The sequence below is a fragment of the Sphingorhabdus pulchriflava genome (assembly GCF_003367235.1).
In the GTDB taxonomy this organism is placed as follows: domain Bacteria; phylum Pseudomonadota; class Alphaproteobacteria; order Sphingomonadales; family Sphingomonadaceae; genus Sphingorhabdus_B; species Sphingorhabdus_B pulchriflava.
Genome location: NZ_QRGP01000001.1, coordinates 1,821,308 through 1,839,026, shown reverse-complemented (window position 1 = coordinate 1,839,026; position 17,719 = coordinate 1,821,308). Strand labels below are relative to the sequence as shown.

Here is a 17,719-nt window from a genome sequence, read left to right as displayed (position 1 = left end):
ATTCCCTTCCTTGTCATTCCGACGGTAGCGGGCAACGCCCGACCGTCAACTCCCTAAAATTTCGCGCGCAGCCCGATATGGGCGTTGCGGCCATAGGCTTTGTAGCCCGCGACGGTCTGGTAATCGGTATCGCCCGCATTTTCGACGCGACCATAAAGTTCAAGTGCGTCGCTGATATCGTAAGCGGCGCGAATGCCCGCCAAGACATAGCCGTCCATCCGTACCGAACCGCCAGAGCCATCGAGACTATCGCTGGCCAGACGCAGGTCGGCGCCCAGTTTCAACTTGCTAGATGCTTGCCAATCGATGCTGGCATTCAGGCTGTGCACCGGACGGCGCAGATGGCGGACAAAATCCACAGCACCATCTTCGCGCTTTTCGGAATCGACATAGGTGTAGTTCGCACGGACGCTGAAGCGGTCGCTGGGGCGTAGCTCGATAAAGCTCTCTATCCCCTTGGCGCGTGACCGAATGATGTTGTTGTAACGGTAGATAAGCAAATCGAAATCGATCATGTTTTGCGTGCGACGCTGGAAAGCCGTTGCGCCAAAGCGCAATTGACCATCGAGCAGGCCTTGCTCAAAGCCCAGCTCATAACTTTTGGCGACTTCCGGCTGCAACCCGGGGTCTCCGTAAAAGCTGAAAAGCTGATACAAAGTTGGGGCCTTGAAACCCTCGCCATAGGCCGCGCGGATGACCGTTTGGGCCGTAGGTCGCCATGCGGCGTTCGCACTGAATGTTGCTTTGCTGCCATAACTTTTGTGGTCGTCGACGCGGGCGCCCAAGGTGATCGTTAGTGTTTCGCTCGGATCGATGATCGCTTGGGCATATGCACCTGAATGCCGGGTTTTTGCGGGCGCAGATCCGTCGGTGAAACGCGACCGTTCATGTTCAATGCCAAACACGGCGCGAACCGGCTGGGCGAGTTGCCAATCGCCCTGATATTCAAACCGTTCCGTCCGACCGCGCGACAAAAAGTCGGGTGCGGCTGCTCCCGGAGCGGCAAAATTGTCGCGGTTGATGTCGTTGACAGTTAGGGCAATCCGGTTCTTCAGATTGCCGATTTCAGCATTGATGCCAGCATAGCCGATCACCTGCTGACCGGTCGAATATTCGGGTGTGTCCGATAGGCTGTAAAAGGGCGGGGGAAATCCATCCAGTTCCGCGCGGCTGTGCGAATAGAATCCCCGCAAATCGATGCTCACCGCGTCACTGAGTATGACCTCAAGAGCCCCGTTGGCGGCATATTGTTTATAGCCATCGGCCTCGCTGCCGTTGGCCGCTGCGGAAATCCCGTCGTCGCGGAAGAAGCCACCGCCAAGGCTGGCCGAAACCCGGTCGCCCGATATCCCATATTGGCCGACCAGATTGGTGCGGTTGTTGCTGCCATATTCGGCGCGTAAGGCGCGGTTGCTTGCGGATCCGGGGCGGGCGGTGATGATGTTGACTACGCCGCCAATTGCCTGACTGCCCCAGGGTACCGAATTCGGCCCGCGTAGCACCTCGACCCGGTCGATATTGCCGATCAGCAAATTGCCGAAATCAAAACCGCCACCGGGGGAGGAGGGGTCGTTTATGCGAACGCCATCGATCAAGGTCAGCGTCTGCTCGCCTTCAGCGCCGCGAATGCGGACCGCGGAGAAGCCGCCGATAGGGCCGGTGTTGGATACCGTTACACCGGGGAGGGTTGCGAGCAGATCGGACAGGGTTGAAGGTTGGCGCAGTTCGATATCGTCGATACCAATATTCGAAACCGAATAGCCGCTCTTCCTCGCCAGCAATTCTGTACCGGTGGCGGTGACGACTATCGTGTCTCGAGACGGCAGGCGCTCCGAATAAAAGCTGCAGCACCCGCCATCGTCCTCGATCGCATCTTCGGTTTCGGTTGTGGTTTGGGCATGCGCGCTCATTGGCAGTATCGTCAATGCGGCTGCCGTCAGTTTCAATATGGTCATGAAATATCCTTCCTGTGACGTTGCATTCAAATGCCGTCACGCGAAGGAAAGCTCCTGAGGAGCTTCATTCGATCGTCCGCGTTTTCCCGCACGGGCGAAGGACTGGCTGCAACAGGCAGGTCTCCTGGCTCCCAGGTCATCGCTTGGCCCGACCTTCCCGTTTGCACAGTGGTCATTCTGGGCTTCGCTCGCCGGTCACAGTTGCGGGTACAGCGCCGGATTGACACCGGCTTCCCTTTTCACCCCGGTTTCCCGGGGCACCTGTTACGGGAAGGGCGGGTAGATGAGGAAATTGTGTTGGTCAACCCGTCGCCCCGGCGGAGGCCGGGGCCGCTATTGGAGTTGTCAAACGGTGAAGGATAAACTTCCAGCGGCCCCGGCCTCCGCCGGGGCGACGCGCCTTATCTCTCCACCCCCTTGACCTTCCCCCATTGCCGCGCGGCCGTATAGCCCAGATAGCCGGTGCCAAAGAGCGCGTAGAGCGGCTCTGGCAGGCCATTCAGATAGGCGTTCATGCCTGCTGCTATGTCGAGAGCGGCTTGCGGGCGGAAGGCGGCGATCAGGCCCATGGGCAGCGACCAGAGGAGGATCGCATACATCACATAGAGAAATGAAGGGCGTGCGCGGCTGGTCCACGGGTCGGGCGATTGCGCTTCGGCAAGGATCGCCGAAAGCTGGGTGCGCAGCGTTTCCAGTTCCTGGCTGCCCTGCAATTTGATCAGTTCGATCTTGGCCGCGTCGCGCGCCTTGGGATCGGGGATCAGCTTGTCGATCAGCGCAGCGATGGGGCCGATCAGGGTTTCGATGATTGGCATTTTGGTTCCTTTCAAAGTTGACAAAGTTGACGCCACGTTGCGCAACAAAATTATCCGATCCGGTTGGCCAGCCAGCCATAGACAAAGGCCTCCTGACTTGGTCGCGCTTCTGCGATGTTGATGTAATGCGCGCCCTGCAGTGCCTCGACGGCCTTAAGCAGCACGGCCTCACCGCCTGCGCCGCGTTTGCACAGAAAGGCTTGCAGTGCGGCGATGGTTGCGGGGCCAATCTGCCGGTCGATGGCAAGGTCGGTATAGTCACGGCCTTCGCGATTAAGGGCATTGAGTGCACGCTGTAGGAAGGCAGCTGCGGTCCCCGTTCCCATATTGATGCCGGTATCGAAAAGCTCGGCGGCGAGGGCTGGGGCGTGATTTGCGATTACGTCAAAGCGGGGTTTGAAACAGTAGAGTCTTTTGTAGATCGCTGCCGCGTCGCTGCGGGGCAAAGCGCGCATTTCGCCGACATAGCCCTGTCGCCGGGCCACGGCCTCGGTTATTCCCCAATTTGTAGGTCCGCCGCGATCCGCCGGATGGTTCACATATCCGCCCTCACGCTCGATGACTTCGTCGATCAATTCATCGATATTCTGCATTTTTCGATCCGTCCTTCACAAAACGAATCGCATGTAACCAAATAGGTTCAATGTAGGACAGATAAAATTCCAATGAAGTCGTTACGGGACTTTTCCTGCATCGCGTAATTTTTTTAATCGCGCGATTAAATCTTGTTGCCCGACGGTCTGAATGGCGTATTGAAGAATCAATAACTGCCCGAAGGCATGACAGGAGAGGTCCCAAGATGAATTTCGATTTTTCCGAAGAGCAACTCGCGCTGAAGGATGAGGCGCGCAAATTTCTTGCAGCGAAATGCCCGCCTGACCGCGTCCGCAAATTGATGGATGAAGATAGCCCGGGTTTTGATCCGGAGCTTTGGTCGCAGGTTGCAGAGCAGGGCTGGCTGGGCGCTGCAATTCCGGAAGAGCATGGCGGGCTTGGCCTTGGCTATCTTGAGCTGTGCTGCATCGCCGAGGAATTGGGCCGCGCAGTCGCGCCGGTGCCTTTCGCTTCGACCGTTTATTTCTTCGCTGAAGCGTTGCTGCGTGCCGGAAGCGCCGAGCAGAAGGCAAAATATTTGCCGCAGGTCGTGACCGGCGAATTGATTGGGACGATTGCCAGCGCCGAACAGGCCGGAGCCGTATCGGTCGCCAATATCAGCGCTGAAGTATCGGGCGGCAAGCTGACCGGCGTGAAACTGCCCGTCACCGATGGCGTGGTCGCACATCATGCGGTTGTCCTCGCCAAGGAGGGCGGGAAGCCGACGCTGTATATCGTCGACCTTAATGGTCCCGGCGTCACGCGTGAAGCCGTCAACACTATTGATCGATCACGCGAAGCAGCGCGCGTCGAATTCAAGGATGCGCCGGTCGAGCGGCTCGGCGAAGTCGGCGATGGTCTCGCCCTGTTTGAAGCCATCAACGACCGCGCCGCGGTGTTGATTGCGTTCGAACAGGTCGGCGGCTCCGACATGTGCCTGGAAATGGCCAAAAACTACGCGCTAGACCGCTTCGCCTTTGGCCGCGCAATCGGCGGATATCAGGCGATCAAGCATCGCCTCGCCGATATGTACGCCAAGAACGTGCTCGCACGCGGCAATGCTTATTATGGCGCCTGGGCACTCAACAGCGATGCGCCCGAGCTTCCAATTGCGGCGGCTGGTGCGCGTATTTCGGCGTGCGATGCCTATTGGTTTGCCGCCAAGGAGAATGTCCAAGTGCATGGCGGCATGGGCTTCACTTGGGAAATCGACGCCCACCTCCATTATCGCCGGAGCCGCCAGCTGGCGCTGGTCGCCGGTTCGGCGCGCAATTGGAAACACCGTTTGGTCAGCATGCTCGAACGCCGCAACGCGGCCTGAAATATTTAGGGAAGGAACGAGAAAATGGATTTCAACGACACTCCCGAAGAAGCCGAATATCGCGCCAAGGTTCGCGCCTGGCTCGAAGAAAACGCACCCCGCGGCGTAAAGGGTGCATCGCTCGGTGACGAGGATGAAAGCCAGATGGATGCGTGCAAGGCATGGCAGGCCAAAAAGGCTGCTGCTGGCTATGCGCAAATCCGTTGGCCCAAGGAATGGGGCGGCGGTGGCGGCACCACCATCCAGAGCGTCATCTTCGCGCAGGAAGAATCGCGCATGGGCGTGCAGCTTGGCGGCCCGTTCGCGATCGGCCTAGGCATGTGCATTCCGACCGTGATGGCAACCGCCGATGACGAAACCAAAAAGCGTTTTGTCGGGCCCGCTGTTCGCGGTGAAACCATCTGGTGCCAGCTTTTCTCCGAACCTGCTGGCGGTTCAGACGTTGCGGCCATCCGCACCCGTGCGATCAAGGATGAAAGCTCGGTCGACGCCAATGGCGATTTCGACTGGGTGGTCAACGGCCAGAAGATCTGGACCTCGGGCGCGCACTACGCCGATTATGGCATCGTCCTCGTCCGCACCGATCCCGATGCGGTGAAGCATAAGGGCCTCACCATGTTCTGGATCGACATGAAATCGCCGGGTGTACAGTGCAAGACGATCCACCAGATGTCGGGCGCGCGCGGTTTTAATGAGGTGTTCTTCACCGATGTCCGCATTAAGGACAGCCAGCGTCTCGGCGCGTTGCATGACGGCTGGAATGTGTCGATCATCACGCTGATGAACGAGCGCGCGTCGGTTGGCGGTGGCGGCGGTGCGCGGGGCGGCGGTGCGATCAAGGCATTGCAGGTCGCGCAGAAAATCCGCGATGAAAATGGTGATCCGCTGTCGAACAACAGCACGGTGCGCGAAAAGATTGCCGAACATTATGTTCGCGCCGAAGGTCTGCGCTTCACCGGCATGCGCTCGCTGACCGCTTTGTCGCAAGGCAAGACGCCGGGGCCGGAGCAGTCGGTTTCAAAACTGGTGCAGGCCGCCGCCATGCAGGATCTCGCCGAATTCATGGTTGACCTGCAGGATCAGGCAGGCATCATCCGCGATCCGTCGCTAGCAGTTGAAAATGCCGATTTCCAGGAGATGTTCCTCGGCTCGCCCGGCGGGCGTATTGCAGGCGGGACGGACGAAATTCTGCGTAACATCATCGCCGAACGCGTGCTTGGCTTGCCCGGAGAAATCCGCGTGGATAAGGGCATACCGTTCAAGGATCTGCCCACCGGGCGTTGAGAGGAGGACAGGTGATGACGTTTCCCTTGCCCAATGTGTCGAATGACTTGAACGGGCGGGTGGCGCTCGTCACCGGTGCTTCTTCGGGTTTCGGTGTCCGTTTTGCAAAGGCGCTCGCAGCGTGCGGCGCCAAGATCGGGCTGGCTGCGCGCCGCGTCGACCGTCTCGAGGCGGTTGCGGAGGAAATCCGCGCCGCTGGCGGCGAAGCAATTTGCATTCCGATGGACGCGACCGATGCCGATCAGCTGTTCGCGGCGGTCGATACGCTCGAAAAGGCCTATGGAACGGTCGATATCCTCATCAACAATGCGGGGATTCCCGATGCCCAGCGCGCACACAAGATGGAGGTCGATCTGATCGATCGAGTGCTCGGGGTCAATCTCCGTGCGCCCTACATCCTATCGTGCGAGGTGGCGCGGCGGTTGATGGCGGCAAAAAAGCCGGGGCGTATCGTCAACATCAGCTCGGTCGCGCATTACAGCTATTCGGGCAACGGCGCGGCGCTTTATGCGATTACCAAGACGGCGGTCGCGCGGATGACCGAGGCCTTGTCGCTCGAATGGGCGAAATATGGCATCAACGTCAACGCGATCTGCCCAGGCATGTTCAAGACCGAAATGCTCGACGGTATGCTCGAACGCGTCGGTGATCTCAGCCAGCATGTGGTGCGCAAGCGCATCTGCGATCCCGCACAGATGGACAGCACCTTGCTCTATCTCGTATCACCCGCATCCGAATGCGTCACCGGTGCAGTGATCCGCGTCGACGACGGGCAGAGTGCGCGTAACTAATTCAGACATAACAGAATCAGGAGAAGGAAAAATGGCAATCAAGACCCGCATCACCGAAATGTTCGGTGTGGAAACCCCCATTGTCATGGGCGGCATGACCGGCGTGGGCTATGGCGAACTGGTGGCGGCTGTCGCCAACGCAGGCGCGCTCGGCTTCATCACCGCGCATATGTTTGAAAGCGGGCAGGCGCTGTTTGACGAGATTGAAAAGACCCGCAAGCTGACGGACAAGCCTTTTGGCGTGAACCTGACTTTGCTGCCCTCGATCAACCCGATTCCCTATGATGATTATCGCGAGGCAATCATCGCGTCGGGCTTGAAGATCGTCGAGACCGCAGGCCGCGCACCGACCGACCACCTGCCGCGTTTTAAGGAAAATGGCGTCAAGGTGATCCACAAATGCACCAGCGTGCGTCACTCGGTGTCTGCGGTTAAAAAAGGTGTCGACGTGATCTCGATCGACGGCTTTGAATGCGCCGGTCACCCCGGTGAGGATGATGTGGGCCTTGTCGTGTTGCTCCCTGCGACGGTAGATGCGCTGCCTGATACCCCGATCATTGCTTCGGGCGGCATGGCCGATGGCCGCAGCCTGGTTGCCGCCCTCGCGCTTGGTGCCGATGGCGTCAACATGGGCACCCGTTTCTGCGCGACCGTCGAGGCCAAGATTCACCAAAATGTGAAAGACAAGATTGTCGAGCTCGACGAACTCGGCACGGTGCTGGTCGGACGCAGCCTGCGCAACACCGCCCGCGTCGCACGCAACGCCATTTCGGAGCAAGTTGCTGAGATCCAGAAAGACCCGACCAAGACCTTCGCTGATGTGAAGGAATTGATGGCGGGCGTGCGCGGCCGTGAAAATGTGCTGGCCGCGGGCGACACCGACGGCGGCATCTGGACAAGCGGGCAGAGCCAAGCGCTGATCCACGACATCCCGACCTGTGCCGACCTCGTGAAAAATATCATGGCGCAGGCGGAGGCCGTACGGAAACGGATTGCTGCCTGACAACCAATGTGGCGAGAGTCTTAGGCTTTCGCCGCCGCCGCTTTGTTTGGCTTCACACGGATGTACATCCCACCAGTTTCGGGGCGTTTGAGCTCAAACGCCCCGGACTTTTTGACAAGATCACTTAATTTTGCGTGGCCATAGGTACGCGGGTCAAAATCAGATGCCAGTTTTGAAAGATGGCTGCCGACGGGGCCAAGGGCGACCCACCCATCGTCATTTGCCAATTGGCCAATGGCTTTACGGATCAATGGAACGGCTGCGCTTGGTGGCTTGAGTGCCTTTGGTGCAGCTTGTTGTTCTCCGCCATCGGGCTTTGGAGCATCGGGCAGCAAGTTTTCTGTGTAGAAAAAGCGCCTGCAGGCTTGTCGAAAGCTTTCAGGCGTCTTCTGTTCGCCAAAGCCATAAACATCGACGCCTTGTTCGCGAATGCGGGCAGCGAGTCGTGTGAAGTCGCTGTCCGACGAAACCAGACAGAAGCCGTCGAAACGTCCGCTGTGCAACAAGTCCATCGCATCAATGACTAGGGCTATGTCGGACGCGTTTTTGCCTGATGTGTACGCGAAATTCTGGTGCGGCATTATTGCATGAGTTGAAAGAATTTCCGACCATTGCTTCAGTCTGGTCCCAGAAAAGTCGCCATAGATTCGACGAACGCTCGCTTCGCCGATGTTCGCGATTTCTTCGAATAATCCAGGCGCTATTCGCGCTGAGGCATTGTCGGCATCGATCAAAACGGCGAGGCGGGGAGAACGTTGTTCAGCCATTTAGCAATAGTGCCAAAATACGGCGTGATGCGCTAACGATTTCCGACAAATGGAAAATCTCTAGGCGTCGCACCAAAGTCAAAAAACCAAAGTCGGCGGGAGGCATAAAATTGTTCGGAAAATTGGTCGGGACGAGAGGATTCGAACCTCCGACCCCCACACCCCCAGCCGACTTTTGGGGTGTTTTTAGTGCAACCTAATGGAACGGAAATACTTGTATAAGTAACTGAAAAACGATATGAAAAGATGAATATCGTTGTTCAAAGTGTTTCCATTATGTTCCATTTTGTTTCGTCAAGTTGCACCATGAGTGCACCACCAGTACCCTTTTTGTTCCATGAGGGGTGCTCTTAATATGCGCTATGCATTTACACAAATGTCGATCGACAAAATGCAAATTCCTAACGCGATGGTGGAGCATCGTGACACGCGGCTCAAAGGACTTGTTCTTCGCATTACACCGACTGGAACAAAGTCTTGGTACTGTGAATATGCGCGGGGAAAGCGCATCATGCTTGGTCGAGCGGATGCTTTGGGCGTAGCAGATGCGCGTGAAAGTGCGCGGGCGATACTTGCGGATGTCTACCGGGGTATAGATCCCATGGAGGCTCGGAAGCCCAAACAAGTAGTTCCGACCTACCGCGCGTTCCTTCAGGGCGACTACTTGGCCTGGGCCAAATCCAGCCAGCGCTCCTGGAAGCAGAACGTAAATCGGTTGCAGACTGCGTTCAAATCGCTGCTCGACAAGAAACTCGACAAGATAACCGGTCTCGATATTGAGCGCTGGAGAGGGCAACAGGTCGAAAGAGGATTAAGCAATCAAACGATCAATCGCGACATTGCGTCAATCAAAGCGAGCTTTAATCGGGCGGTTGACTGGGGCATTTTGCCGCACAATCCCCTTTCAAAGGTCAAAAAGGCGCGGGTTGATGATTGTCTGAAAGTGCGCTTCCTCAGCGAAGGCGAAGAAGGACGGTTGCGAAGAGCAATCGAAGAACGTGAAGAGAGCCGAAGGGTCGAACGGGAATCCGCCAATCGATGGAGAACCGAGCGTGGATATGTTGTCCTACCAGATTTAAGGGATGTCGTGTTTACTGATCATGTAAAACCGCTCATTCTATTATCGCTCAACACGGGATGCCGTCGCGGCGAGTTGTTTGATCTTACATGGTCGAATGTGAATCTAGATCGGCGAATTTTGACTGTCACGGGCGCCACCGCCAAATCCAGAAGAACACGGCATATTCCGCTGAATCGCGAAGCAACATCCACATTGCTAAACTGGCGGGCTCAATGCGATGATTTGTCGGGCCTGGTATTTATGAATGAGCAAGGCCAGCGTTTTGATCGCGTCAATTCCTCCTGGAGACGACTGCTCAAAGCCGCTCAAATCGAAGATTTCCGCTGGCATGACATGCGGCACCATTTCGCATCGAGATTGGCGATGGGTGGCGTTGATCTAAACACCATTCGCGAACTGCTAGGCCATAGCGACTATGCAATGACCTTGCGATACGCACATCTTGCTCCTGAATTTAAATTGAAGGCCGTTGAAGTCTTGGATGAAGTACGAGAAGCAGCCAATTTCGGCGCACAAGTTTTGCCGTTTCGGCGTTAGACAGCCAGCCCGAACCAATCGATCCGGAGTCGATCAAATCCGATCTTGGTGCCCTCGACGATTACGCTTCCCGATCCAGGAAATTCGATGTCGTCAGGCACCTCAATGACCCAGATCGTGTTGTCATCGGTTTTTACGATTTTCCCACGTCGGCTTTGCCTGACTTGGCCTGACACGCGAATTCTTTCACCCGAGCTCACATTGCCTCCACATCAATTTTGCCAGAATGTCAGGACATTCCGGACATAGGACGGTGTTTCACCATTGAGAGGAATTCCTCTCACACGAGAAACTGCGCCCGGTCCAGCATTGTATGCTGCTACCGCGAGATGAACCACGCCAAACCGATCCAGCATCTGGCGCAGGTAGCGCGCTGCGCCGCTTATGTTGGCATAGGGATCGAAGCGATTGGTGACACCTAAATCCTTGGCCGTTCCGGGCATCAACTGACCAAGCCCTGCAGCACCAGCATGGCTGACTGCTGTTGGATCGTAGCGCGATTCCGTCCAGATGAGAGCATCGAGAAGCCCGACCGGTAGTCCGAACCGGGTTTCGGCGGCATAAACGTGAGGAAGAAATGCCGCTCGTCGGAAATTTGTCCGAGGTTTTTTTGGCTTGGGCTGAGGAGTCGTCTTCAACTGACCGCGTTGACCGCCATCATTGGCCAAATGTTCGGCCACTTCTTCCCGCAGCGGTGGTGCCCAGTGGCCATGTTCAATCAATTGAAATCCCGACGCGTCATTGATTCGGTAGCCGAGCGAGGACGTTTCGGAGGCTTCGATGGGCGTTTGGCTCGAAACTATAGCCTGTGGTTCATCCGGTAGTTCGCTCGCAAAAGCCGCTGAAAGTGGCAGTGCGGCGAAAAATCCCAGGGCGATATATCTCATCACTCATTCCTTCTCGCGATTGTTGATGCGAGAACATACAATGAACATGTATGTGTAGGAAAACTCCACACGGCGCAGAGTGGAGGCAGCCAAGGCCACAGCAAGCCTTTGGCAACAGGAATGATCGATGACGAAGACCGCAAAGCATGTGCCCATTGCCCTCGAAAGACGCGCACGACAGATTGTTGACGCGCTTGGCGGCCGTTGGACGGGCCGGCAGGGCATGTGCTGCTGTCCGGCCCACGACGATAAGACCCCGTCGCTTTCCGTCGGGCTGACAAGCAATGCGATCCTGTTCCATTGCTTTGCGGGCTGCACCAGCGATGAGGTACTAGAAGGCCTCAAGCGTCATGGCATCCAGCCGCGCGATCTGTTCGATGGGAAGGGCGGACCGATCACTATGGCCGCGAAGCCATTCGGACCAGATGCCAACGCTTGCAGGCTTTGGCGCGAAGCTGTTCCGCTCGCGGGGACGATTGCCGAGCGCTATCTCGTCAATCGATCAATACCACTTCGTTCATCTGAATTGCGGTATCTCGACCGAACGCCGTTGGGACGAAAACCCGACGTTCGCTTTCTGCCGGCACTCATTGCCGCGGTACGAATGGATATCGGCATCGTCGCTATCCATCGGACATTCCTCGACCCTGTCACCGCTAGCAAAGCTGATTTCTTCAAACCCAAGCGTGCGCTGGGGCAATTTGGGGCAGGCGCCATCCGTCTGGCAGATCCGATTGATGGAAGGCTGGGACTGGCTGAAGGAACCGAAAGCGCCTTTTCGGCGCAGGTGCTGTTTGGCATTCCTTGCTGGGCCACTCTCGGAAATGAGCGGTTCGGCATCGTCTCCATTCCCGAAAGTGTCACCGAGCTGCATCTGTTTGTCGATAACGACAAAGGGGGCGATCTGGCGCTGAAGCGCGGAATGGAGGCTTACGAGCGCGCCGGACGAACGATCATCCCGCACAAGCCTGACCGTCCGGACGATGATTGGAACGATGCGCTGCGAGAACAGCTTGGCACGACTGCGGCTGCCTGACGGCAGCGTAGAGTGGAGGAGGCCGTTCGTCTTCTGAGGCCCGGTCGGCAATCCTGCGAAGATCGCTGGCCTCTTTCAGGAGGCCCAACCCATGAACCAGCCCGCGTTCATTCTCGAATTCTCGCCTAACGAACTTCCAGCAATCACCGCTGCGCGCAGCCTTGCGGACGATCTTGCCGCCAATGTACCAATCACCCGCAAGCTTCTCTCAGAGACCTTCACCCGACTGACGGGTGCAACCGATGCAGACAACCGCTGGTCCCTGTCTGATACCTACGCGTCGGTGGAATTGGCGCAACTCCTCTATCTGCAGGCGACATCCTCGATCACGCCCGATAGCCAAATGCCAGAAGCCTTTGCCTGCTTCGACAAGCTCGAAAGCCTAACCCCCATCCAGCATAACCGGTCCGAAGAACAGGTTCGCTTCCAGCAATTCTCGACACCATTGCGCCTAGCCTGGATTGCGGCGCGTGCAGCTGCATTGTCGAGCAGCAATCTGACGCTCGAACCGTCTGCGGGAACCGGCATGCTCGCCTTCTGGGCCAAGCAGAGCGGCTCCAAACTTGCGCTCAATGAAATCCATGTCTTGCGGCGCGATGCACTCCATGCGCTCTTCCCGGACGTAAGGATTTCGATGCATGACGGTGAGCTCATCGAGGAGCTTCTCGATCCTGCGATCCTGCCGGATACGGTCCTGATCAATCCACCCTATTCAGTCGGGCTCGAACGCGGCGAAGATGGCCGAACGGGCGCTCGCCATTTGCGCTCTGCGCTCGCCCGATTGGCGGTCGGCGGCAGGGCGGTTGCGATCATGCCCGAATGGTTCGACCTCCATGCCTTTGTCGAGCGTTCGCGGATGCCCGTTGCCGTCCGGCTCAATGCATCAATGGATCGCGCTTTCGCACGTGCGGGAACTTCAATTTCAACGCGGCTTATCGTTCTCGAAAAGGTTGACGATAGCCGAGCCACGGTAACCTGCCATATCGGTGATTTCAGTGAGCTTGTGTCGCTTGTCGATGCCCTGCCGATTCGTGCTTCGCGCCAGCCGCTGGCTGTGCCCGCCCGACCCTTAAGGCCCGCTCTGCGAGTTGCGCCGCGAACGATAAGCCGCCCAATCGCGCCGGCTCCTTCGATCTCATCCAACGCTGCTGAACCGCATGCGCTCGAGTTTGTGCCGCTCAATGAAGCGGCTCCCATATCCGAACAGGTCGGTCATTATCTCCCATATCGGCCCAGCCGGATGATCATTACCGGCGCGCGCAATCACCCTACGGCACTTGTGGAATCGGTCGCGATGGGCTCGATTGCCGCACCCATTCCCCATGTCCAGCCGCTGGTCATGGCAAATTGTGTTGCTGACGGGCTGCTGTCCGACGCGCAGCTCGAAACCTTGGTCTATGCAGCAAATGCCTTCGAGCGCGATCTTCCCGGCCTCTATCTGCCCCATGACAATGGATGCACTTTGCAGCCGCATGAAGAAGGCTCAGTCTATCGTTGCGGCTATTTTCTGGGCGACGGTACCGGAGCCGGAAAGGGCAGGCAGGTTGCAGCCATTTTCCTCGACCGCTGGCTGCGCGGCGAACGCCGCCATATCTGGTTGTCAAAGAATGAAGCGCTGCTGGAGGACGCACGGCGCGATTGGAGTTCGCTTGGCGGTTTGCCGCTCGACGTCCAGCCGCTATCGCAATGGAAACTCGGCCAGAATGTCACAATGGGAGAAGGCATTTTGTTCGTGACCTATCCGACGCTCCGGTCGGGCCGCGCTGATGCGACACGGCTGCAGCAAATCCTCGACTGGACGGGCGAAGATTTTGATGGTGTGATTGCCTTTGATGAAGCCCATGCAATGGCCAATGCTGCAGGCGGCGAGGGAAGCCGCGGTAAGGTCAAAGGCAGTGAGCAGGGCGTTGCTGGTGTACGCCTCCAAAATCTTCTGCCCCGCGCGCGTGTCCTTTATGTCTCCGCAACCGGCGCGTCTGATGTGAATAATTTGGCCTATGCAGCGCGGCTTGGCCTGTGGGGACCTGAGACCGCCTTTGCGACGCGTGAGCGCTTTGTCGATGATATTCGGAAAGGTGGCATTGCAGCGATGGAGCTGGTCGCCCGCGATCTCAAATCACTGGGCCTTTACACAGCCCGTGCGCTCTCCTTTGCGGGTGTCGAATATGAGATATTGGAGCATGAACTGATCGAGGCGCAGATAAAGGTCTATGATGCATATGCCGAGGCCTGGGCGATCATTCACAGCAATCTGGGCGAAGTGCTCGAAGCCACCCGCATCGTTGACGCAGATAGCGGCAATACGCTCAACAAGGGTGCCAAGGCAGCAGCGCTTTCGATCTTCGAAGGCACCAAGCAGCGCTTCTTCGCACAGCTTCTCCTCTCAATGAAGCTGCCAAGCCTGTTGCCAGCGATCGATGCGGCGCTGGCCGAAGGAAACTCCGCCGTGATCCAGCTCGTATCGACCGCCGAAGCCATGCTTGACCGCCGGCTTGCCGATTTGACACCTGAGGAGCGTGAGCATCTCGAAATCGATCTCTCGCCGCGCGAATATGTGATCGACTATCTGGTACAGAGCTTTCCCGTCCGGTTGATGCAGGTCTTTGTCGATGAAAATGGCGAAGCCCGTTCCGAGCCAATGAGCGATGCCGACGGCAATCCGGTCCGCTGCCGTGCCGCCGTCGCAGCCCGTGACGCGATGATCGAGCGGCTGTGTGCGCTTCCGCCTGTAGCAACCGCGATTGATGCCATCATCGAACGCTTCGGTGTCGATGCAGTGGCCGAGGTCACGGGACGTTCGCGGCGGTTGGTGGTCGGAACCGACGGTAGTCAAAAGCTGCAGTCGCGTTCGTCCCGCTCCAATGTCCTCGAAACCCAGGCCTTCATGGATGGCGACAAGCGTATCCTCGTCTTCTCCGATGCGGGGGGCACGGGACGCAGCTATCATGCCGATCTGCATGCGAAGAACCAGGAGCGCCGGATCCATTTCCTGCTCGAGCCGGGCTGGCGCGCCGATGCAGCCATTCAGGGACTTGGCCGCACCAACCGGACCAATCAAGCGTCAGCGCCTCTATTCCGGCCCGTCACGACCGATGTTCGGGGCGAAAGGCGCTTCATTTCGACGATAGCGCGCCGTCTCGACAGCCTTGGCGCGCTCACCCGCGGTCAGCGCCAAACGGGCGGGCAGAACCTGTTCAATCCGGCCGACAATCTCGAGAGCATTTACGCGAAAGACGCACTCACTCGCTGGTTCCACTTGCTCTACCAAGGCAAGCTCGACGCCGTCAGCCTGGACCGATTCCAAAAGCTGTCGGGTCTCAGAATCGAGGCCGAAGGTGGCGGATTGCTAGACGAGCTGCCGACCATTCAGCGCTGGCTCAATCGCATCCTCGCCTTTCCGATCCAGTTGCAGAACGGCATTTTCGATGAATATCTGGGCCTAGTTGAAGCGCGTGTCGATGCGGCGCGTGTCGCAGGGACGCTTGATCTTGGCGTCGAAACAATCCCTGTCGAGGATTATCAAATACTCACAGATCAAGTCCTGCGCATCGACGCTGCATCGGGTGCCACGACGCATTTGCTCGAGATCGAGATTGCCCGCCGCCAGCGACCGCTCGGCCTTGAAGACCTTACCAAAATCCACGATCTAGGCCATGTTCATACCCGTCCGATGCAAAACCAGCGTTCGGGGCGCGTCGCGCTGGCCGTGCGCGCACGCGGGCTTCTCACCGATGACGGCGAGCGTATCGAACGATTTGAACTCGTCCGGCCCTTGCGCGCCGAATATCTGACATCCGGACAGCTTGCCGAGAGCAATTGGCAACCGGTCGGGCGCGAGCAGTTTGAGAATGATTGGCGGGCCGAAACCGCCGAAGCGCTGGCGTCGCCAAAACGCGAGCGGCTGCATCTTGCGACCGGCCTATTGCTGCCGATCTGGGACAAGCTTCCGGGCGACTATGTCAGAGTGAGCCGGATCGCGGCGAAGGATGGCCGTTCACTGCTGGGGCGCGAGATCGGCATGGGCGACATTCCAGAGTTGGCGGCGGCCTTGGGCACAGACCTGCCTCAAGCAATCGCGCCAGCCGAGCTTGCTTCGCTAGTCATGCGGACTGGAAAGCCTTTGCTGCTCCTGGGTGTCGAGCCGCTGACCGTCAAGCGCTCGCTCGTCAATGGAAGTCAGCGTCTGGAACTGTCAGGCTGGTCGGCGGAGAGGCTGGATTGGTACAAAGCGAAAGGCTGCTTCACCGAGATCATTCGTTATCAGACGCGGCTCTTTCTGCCATGCGCAGATGCGGCGTCGATCTTGACTGCTATTTCAAAGCCCCATGTTTGAAGATTGAGCGGATGATATCAGGGGCAGCCAAGTTGGACACCGCGTAATTGTTTTAGCCACCCTCCTGAGTGCTACGAAGTCGCATGAGCGCTTCAACGCAGGAGAGTGACCGATGACGATTTATGCAGGATTGGACGTAAGTGACAAGACCACCCATTTGTGTGTGGTCGATGCAGATGGCGTGGTGCTTAAGCGCGACGTTGTGGCCAGCGATCCTGACGTGATAGCCAAATGGCTCGGCAAGCACTGCCTTGGCCTAGTCCGCGTTGTGCTGGAGACCGGCCCGTTATCGACATTCCTGTATCATGGCCTTGTCGAGCGCAGCATTCCGGTCGAGTGCATCTGCGCCCGTCATGCCAAGGGTGTGTTGGCGACCCGTGTGAACAAGAGCGACGTGCATGATGCCGAAGGGCTGGCGCAGCTTGCTCGCACTGGCTGGTTCAAGCGCGTGCACATGAAAGCCTCGGCAACCCACATCGACCGTGCTGCTCTGCGTATCCGTACCCAACTGATTGGAACGCGGGTCGCGCTTGGCAACCAGCTGCGCGGACTGCTGAAGCTCTTCGGTCTGCGCCTGGGTTCTGCCCGAACACCGGGCAAGCGCCGCGAGCGACTGCACGCCCTGTACCAACAGCGGCCCGATCTCGAGCCGTTGTTTGCTCCTCTTGTCGCCACCATGGAAGTGCTCGAAGAGCAACTGCGCGCTTCCAACAAGCTGCTGGAGAGCCGCGCAGCTGAAGATGCTGTGTGCAGTCGACTGATGAGTGTGCCCGGGGTCGGCCCGATAACCGCCCTGACCTTTACCGCAACTGTCGAGGATCCGCATCGCTTCGCCCGCAGTGAGGATGTTGGCGCATATGCTGGGTTGGTACCTCGAAGGAACCAGTCAGGCGAGCGCGATGTCCGCGGCAACATATCCAAGGCCGGTGATCCGATGCTGCGACGAGCACTCTTCGAGGCCGCTAACATCATGCTGTCGCGCGTACAGCGACCGTTTGCCCTTCAGCTATGGGGGAAGCGGATCGCTGACGCAAAAGGCAGCAAGCGCGCAAGGATCGCAGTTGCCCGAAAGCTCGCCGTGCTACTTCATCGGCTGTGGTTGAACGAGACGGAGTTCCGCTGGACATGACGCCAGCGACTCTCTTCCCAATCAGCCATGCCAGGGCGATCTCGCCAGGACCGTAGAGGCTAAAACCTCGAGTTGGACACAGAGACGCCCACCCTATCTCGCCCGGCCGCGATCATGAAGGCCCGGACATCATGCTCACCACAGCCGTCCGATGACCTCGAAGACAACCATTGGCCAATCGGGAAA

Annotated in this window: 14 protein-coding genes and 1 riboswitch; of the genes, 8 read left to right on the top strand and 6 right to left on the bottom strand. The window is 57.9% G+C overall.

The window, feature by feature from the left end:
• Nucleotides 1-53: 53 nt before the first annotated feature.
• The 3 genes from DXH95_RS09030 to DXH95_RS09020 form a co-directional block, all read right to left on the bottom strand.
• A complete protein-coding gene (locus DXH95_RS09030) occupies nt 54-1,955 on the bottom strand; it encodes a TonB-dependent receptor plug domain-containing protein (protein WP_115549012.1) in 1,902 nt (633 codons plus the stop codon).
• Between the two features lie 97 nt (nt 1,956-2,052).
• Nucleotides 2,053-2,235: riboswitch (cobalamin riboswitch) on the bottom strand.
• A 121-nt stretch (nt 2,236-2,356) separates the two neighbouring features.
• Entirely contained in the window at nt 2,357-2,770 is a 414-nt protein-coding gene (locus tag DXH95_RS09025) for a holin family protein (RefSeq protein WP_115549497.1), read from the bottom strand.
• Between the two features lie 50 nt (nt 2,771-2,820).
• On the bottom strand, nt 2,821-3,363 hold the full coding sequence (locus tag DXH95_RS09020) for a glycoside hydrolase family 108 protein (protein WP_115549011.1): 543 nt from the start codon (nt 3,361-3,363) through the stop codon (nt 2,821-2,823).
• A gap of 206 nt (nt 3,364-3,569) precedes the next feature.
• Between DXH95_RS09020 and DXH95_RS09015 the strand changes: the two genes are divergently transcribed.
• The 4 genes from DXH95_RS09015 to DXH95_RS09000 are packed head-to-tail and all read left to right on the top strand — an operon-like array spanning nt 3,570 to nt 7,763.
• Nucleotides 3,570-4,685 carry an acyl-CoA dehydrogenase family protein gene (locus DXH95_RS09015; protein ID WP_115549010.1) on the top strand — a complete coding sequence of 372 codons (1,116 nt, stop codon included), beginning with the start codon at nt 3,570-3,572 and terminating at the stop codon, nt 4,683-4,685.
• 24 nt (nt 4,686-4,709) lie between these two features.
• On the top strand, nt 4,710-5,969 hold the full coding sequence (locus tag DXH95_RS09010; RefSeq protein ID WP_115549009.1) for an acyl-CoA dehydrogenase family protein: 1,260 nt from the start codon (nt 4,710-4,712) through the stop codon (nt 5,967-5,969).
• Between the two features lie 14 nt (nt 5,970-5,983).
• Nucleotides 5,984-6,760, top strand: coding sequence for an SDR family NAD(P)-dependent oxidoreductase (locus DXH95_RS09005; RefSeq protein ID WP_115549008.1), 777 nt, complete (start codon nt 5,984-5,986; stop codon nt 6,758-6,760).
• 31 nt (nt 6,761-6,791) lie between these two features.
• Complete coding sequence (locus DXH95_RS09000; protein WP_115549007.1) at nt 6,792-7,763, top strand: NAD(P)H-dependent flavin oxidoreductase; 972 nt, start codon at nt 6,792-6,794, stop codon at nt 7,761-7,763.
• A gap of 20 nt (nt 7,764-7,783) precedes the next feature.
• Here DXH95_RS09000 and DXH95_RS08995 read toward each other — a convergent pair whose 3' ends face one another.
• Entirely contained in the window at nt 7,784-8,530 is a 747-nt protein-coding gene (locus DXH95_RS08995; RefSeq protein WP_115549006.1) for an NYN domain-containing protein, read from the bottom strand.
• Nucleotides 8,531-8,885: 355 nt separating this feature from the next.
• Between DXH95_RS08995 and DXH95_RS08990 the strand changes: the two genes are divergently transcribed.
• Nucleotides 8,886-10,148 carry a phage integrase gene (locus tag DXH95_RS08990; protein WP_181883613.1) on the top strand — a complete coding sequence of 421 codons (1,263 nt, stop codon included), beginning with the start codon at nt 8,886-8,888 and terminating at the stop codon, nt 10,146-10,148.
• Here DXH95_RS08990 and DXH95_RS08985 read toward each other — a convergent pair.
• On the bottom strand, nt 10,145-10,324 hold the full coding sequence (locus DXH95_RS08985; RefSeq protein WP_115549004.1) for a DUF5818 domain-containing protein: 180 nt from the start codon (nt 10,322-10,324) through the stop codon (nt 10,145-10,147). The genes DXH95_RS08990 and DXH95_RS08985 overlap by 4 nt on opposite strands.
• Nucleotides 10,325-10,360: 36 nt before the next feature.
• Nucleotides 10,361-11,035, bottom strand: a complete 675-nt coding sequence (locus DXH95_RS08980; RefSeq protein ID WP_115549003.1) for a lytic transglycosylase domain-containing protein — start codon at nt 11,033-11,035, stop codon at nt 10,361-10,363.
• A 127-nt stretch (nt 11,036-11,162) separates the two neighbouring features.
• Between DXH95_RS08980 and DXH95_RS08975 the strand changes: the two genes are divergently transcribed.
• From DXH95_RS08975 to DXH95_RS08965, 3 genes are all read left to right on the top strand, one after another.
• A complete protein-coding gene (locus DXH95_RS08975; protein WP_115549002.1) occupies nt 11,163-12,071 on the top strand; it encodes a DUF7146 domain-containing protein in 909 nt (302 codons plus the stop codon).
• Between the two features lie 91 nt (nt 12,072-12,162).
• Nucleotides 12,163-16,404 (top strand): strawberry notch family protein, encoded by a 4,242-nt coding sequence (locus tag DXH95_RS08970; protein WP_115549001.1) that lies wholly within the window; start codon nt 12,163-12,165, stop codon nt 16,402-16,404.
• 112 nt (nt 16,405-16,516) lie between these two features.
• On the top strand, nt 16,517-17,533 hold the full coding sequence (locus DXH95_RS08965) for an IS110 family RNA-guided transposase (protein WP_115549000.1): 1,017 nt from the start codon (nt 16,517-16,519) through the stop codon (nt 17,531-17,533).
• The last annotated feature ends 186 nt before the right edge of the window (nt 17,534-17,719 follow it).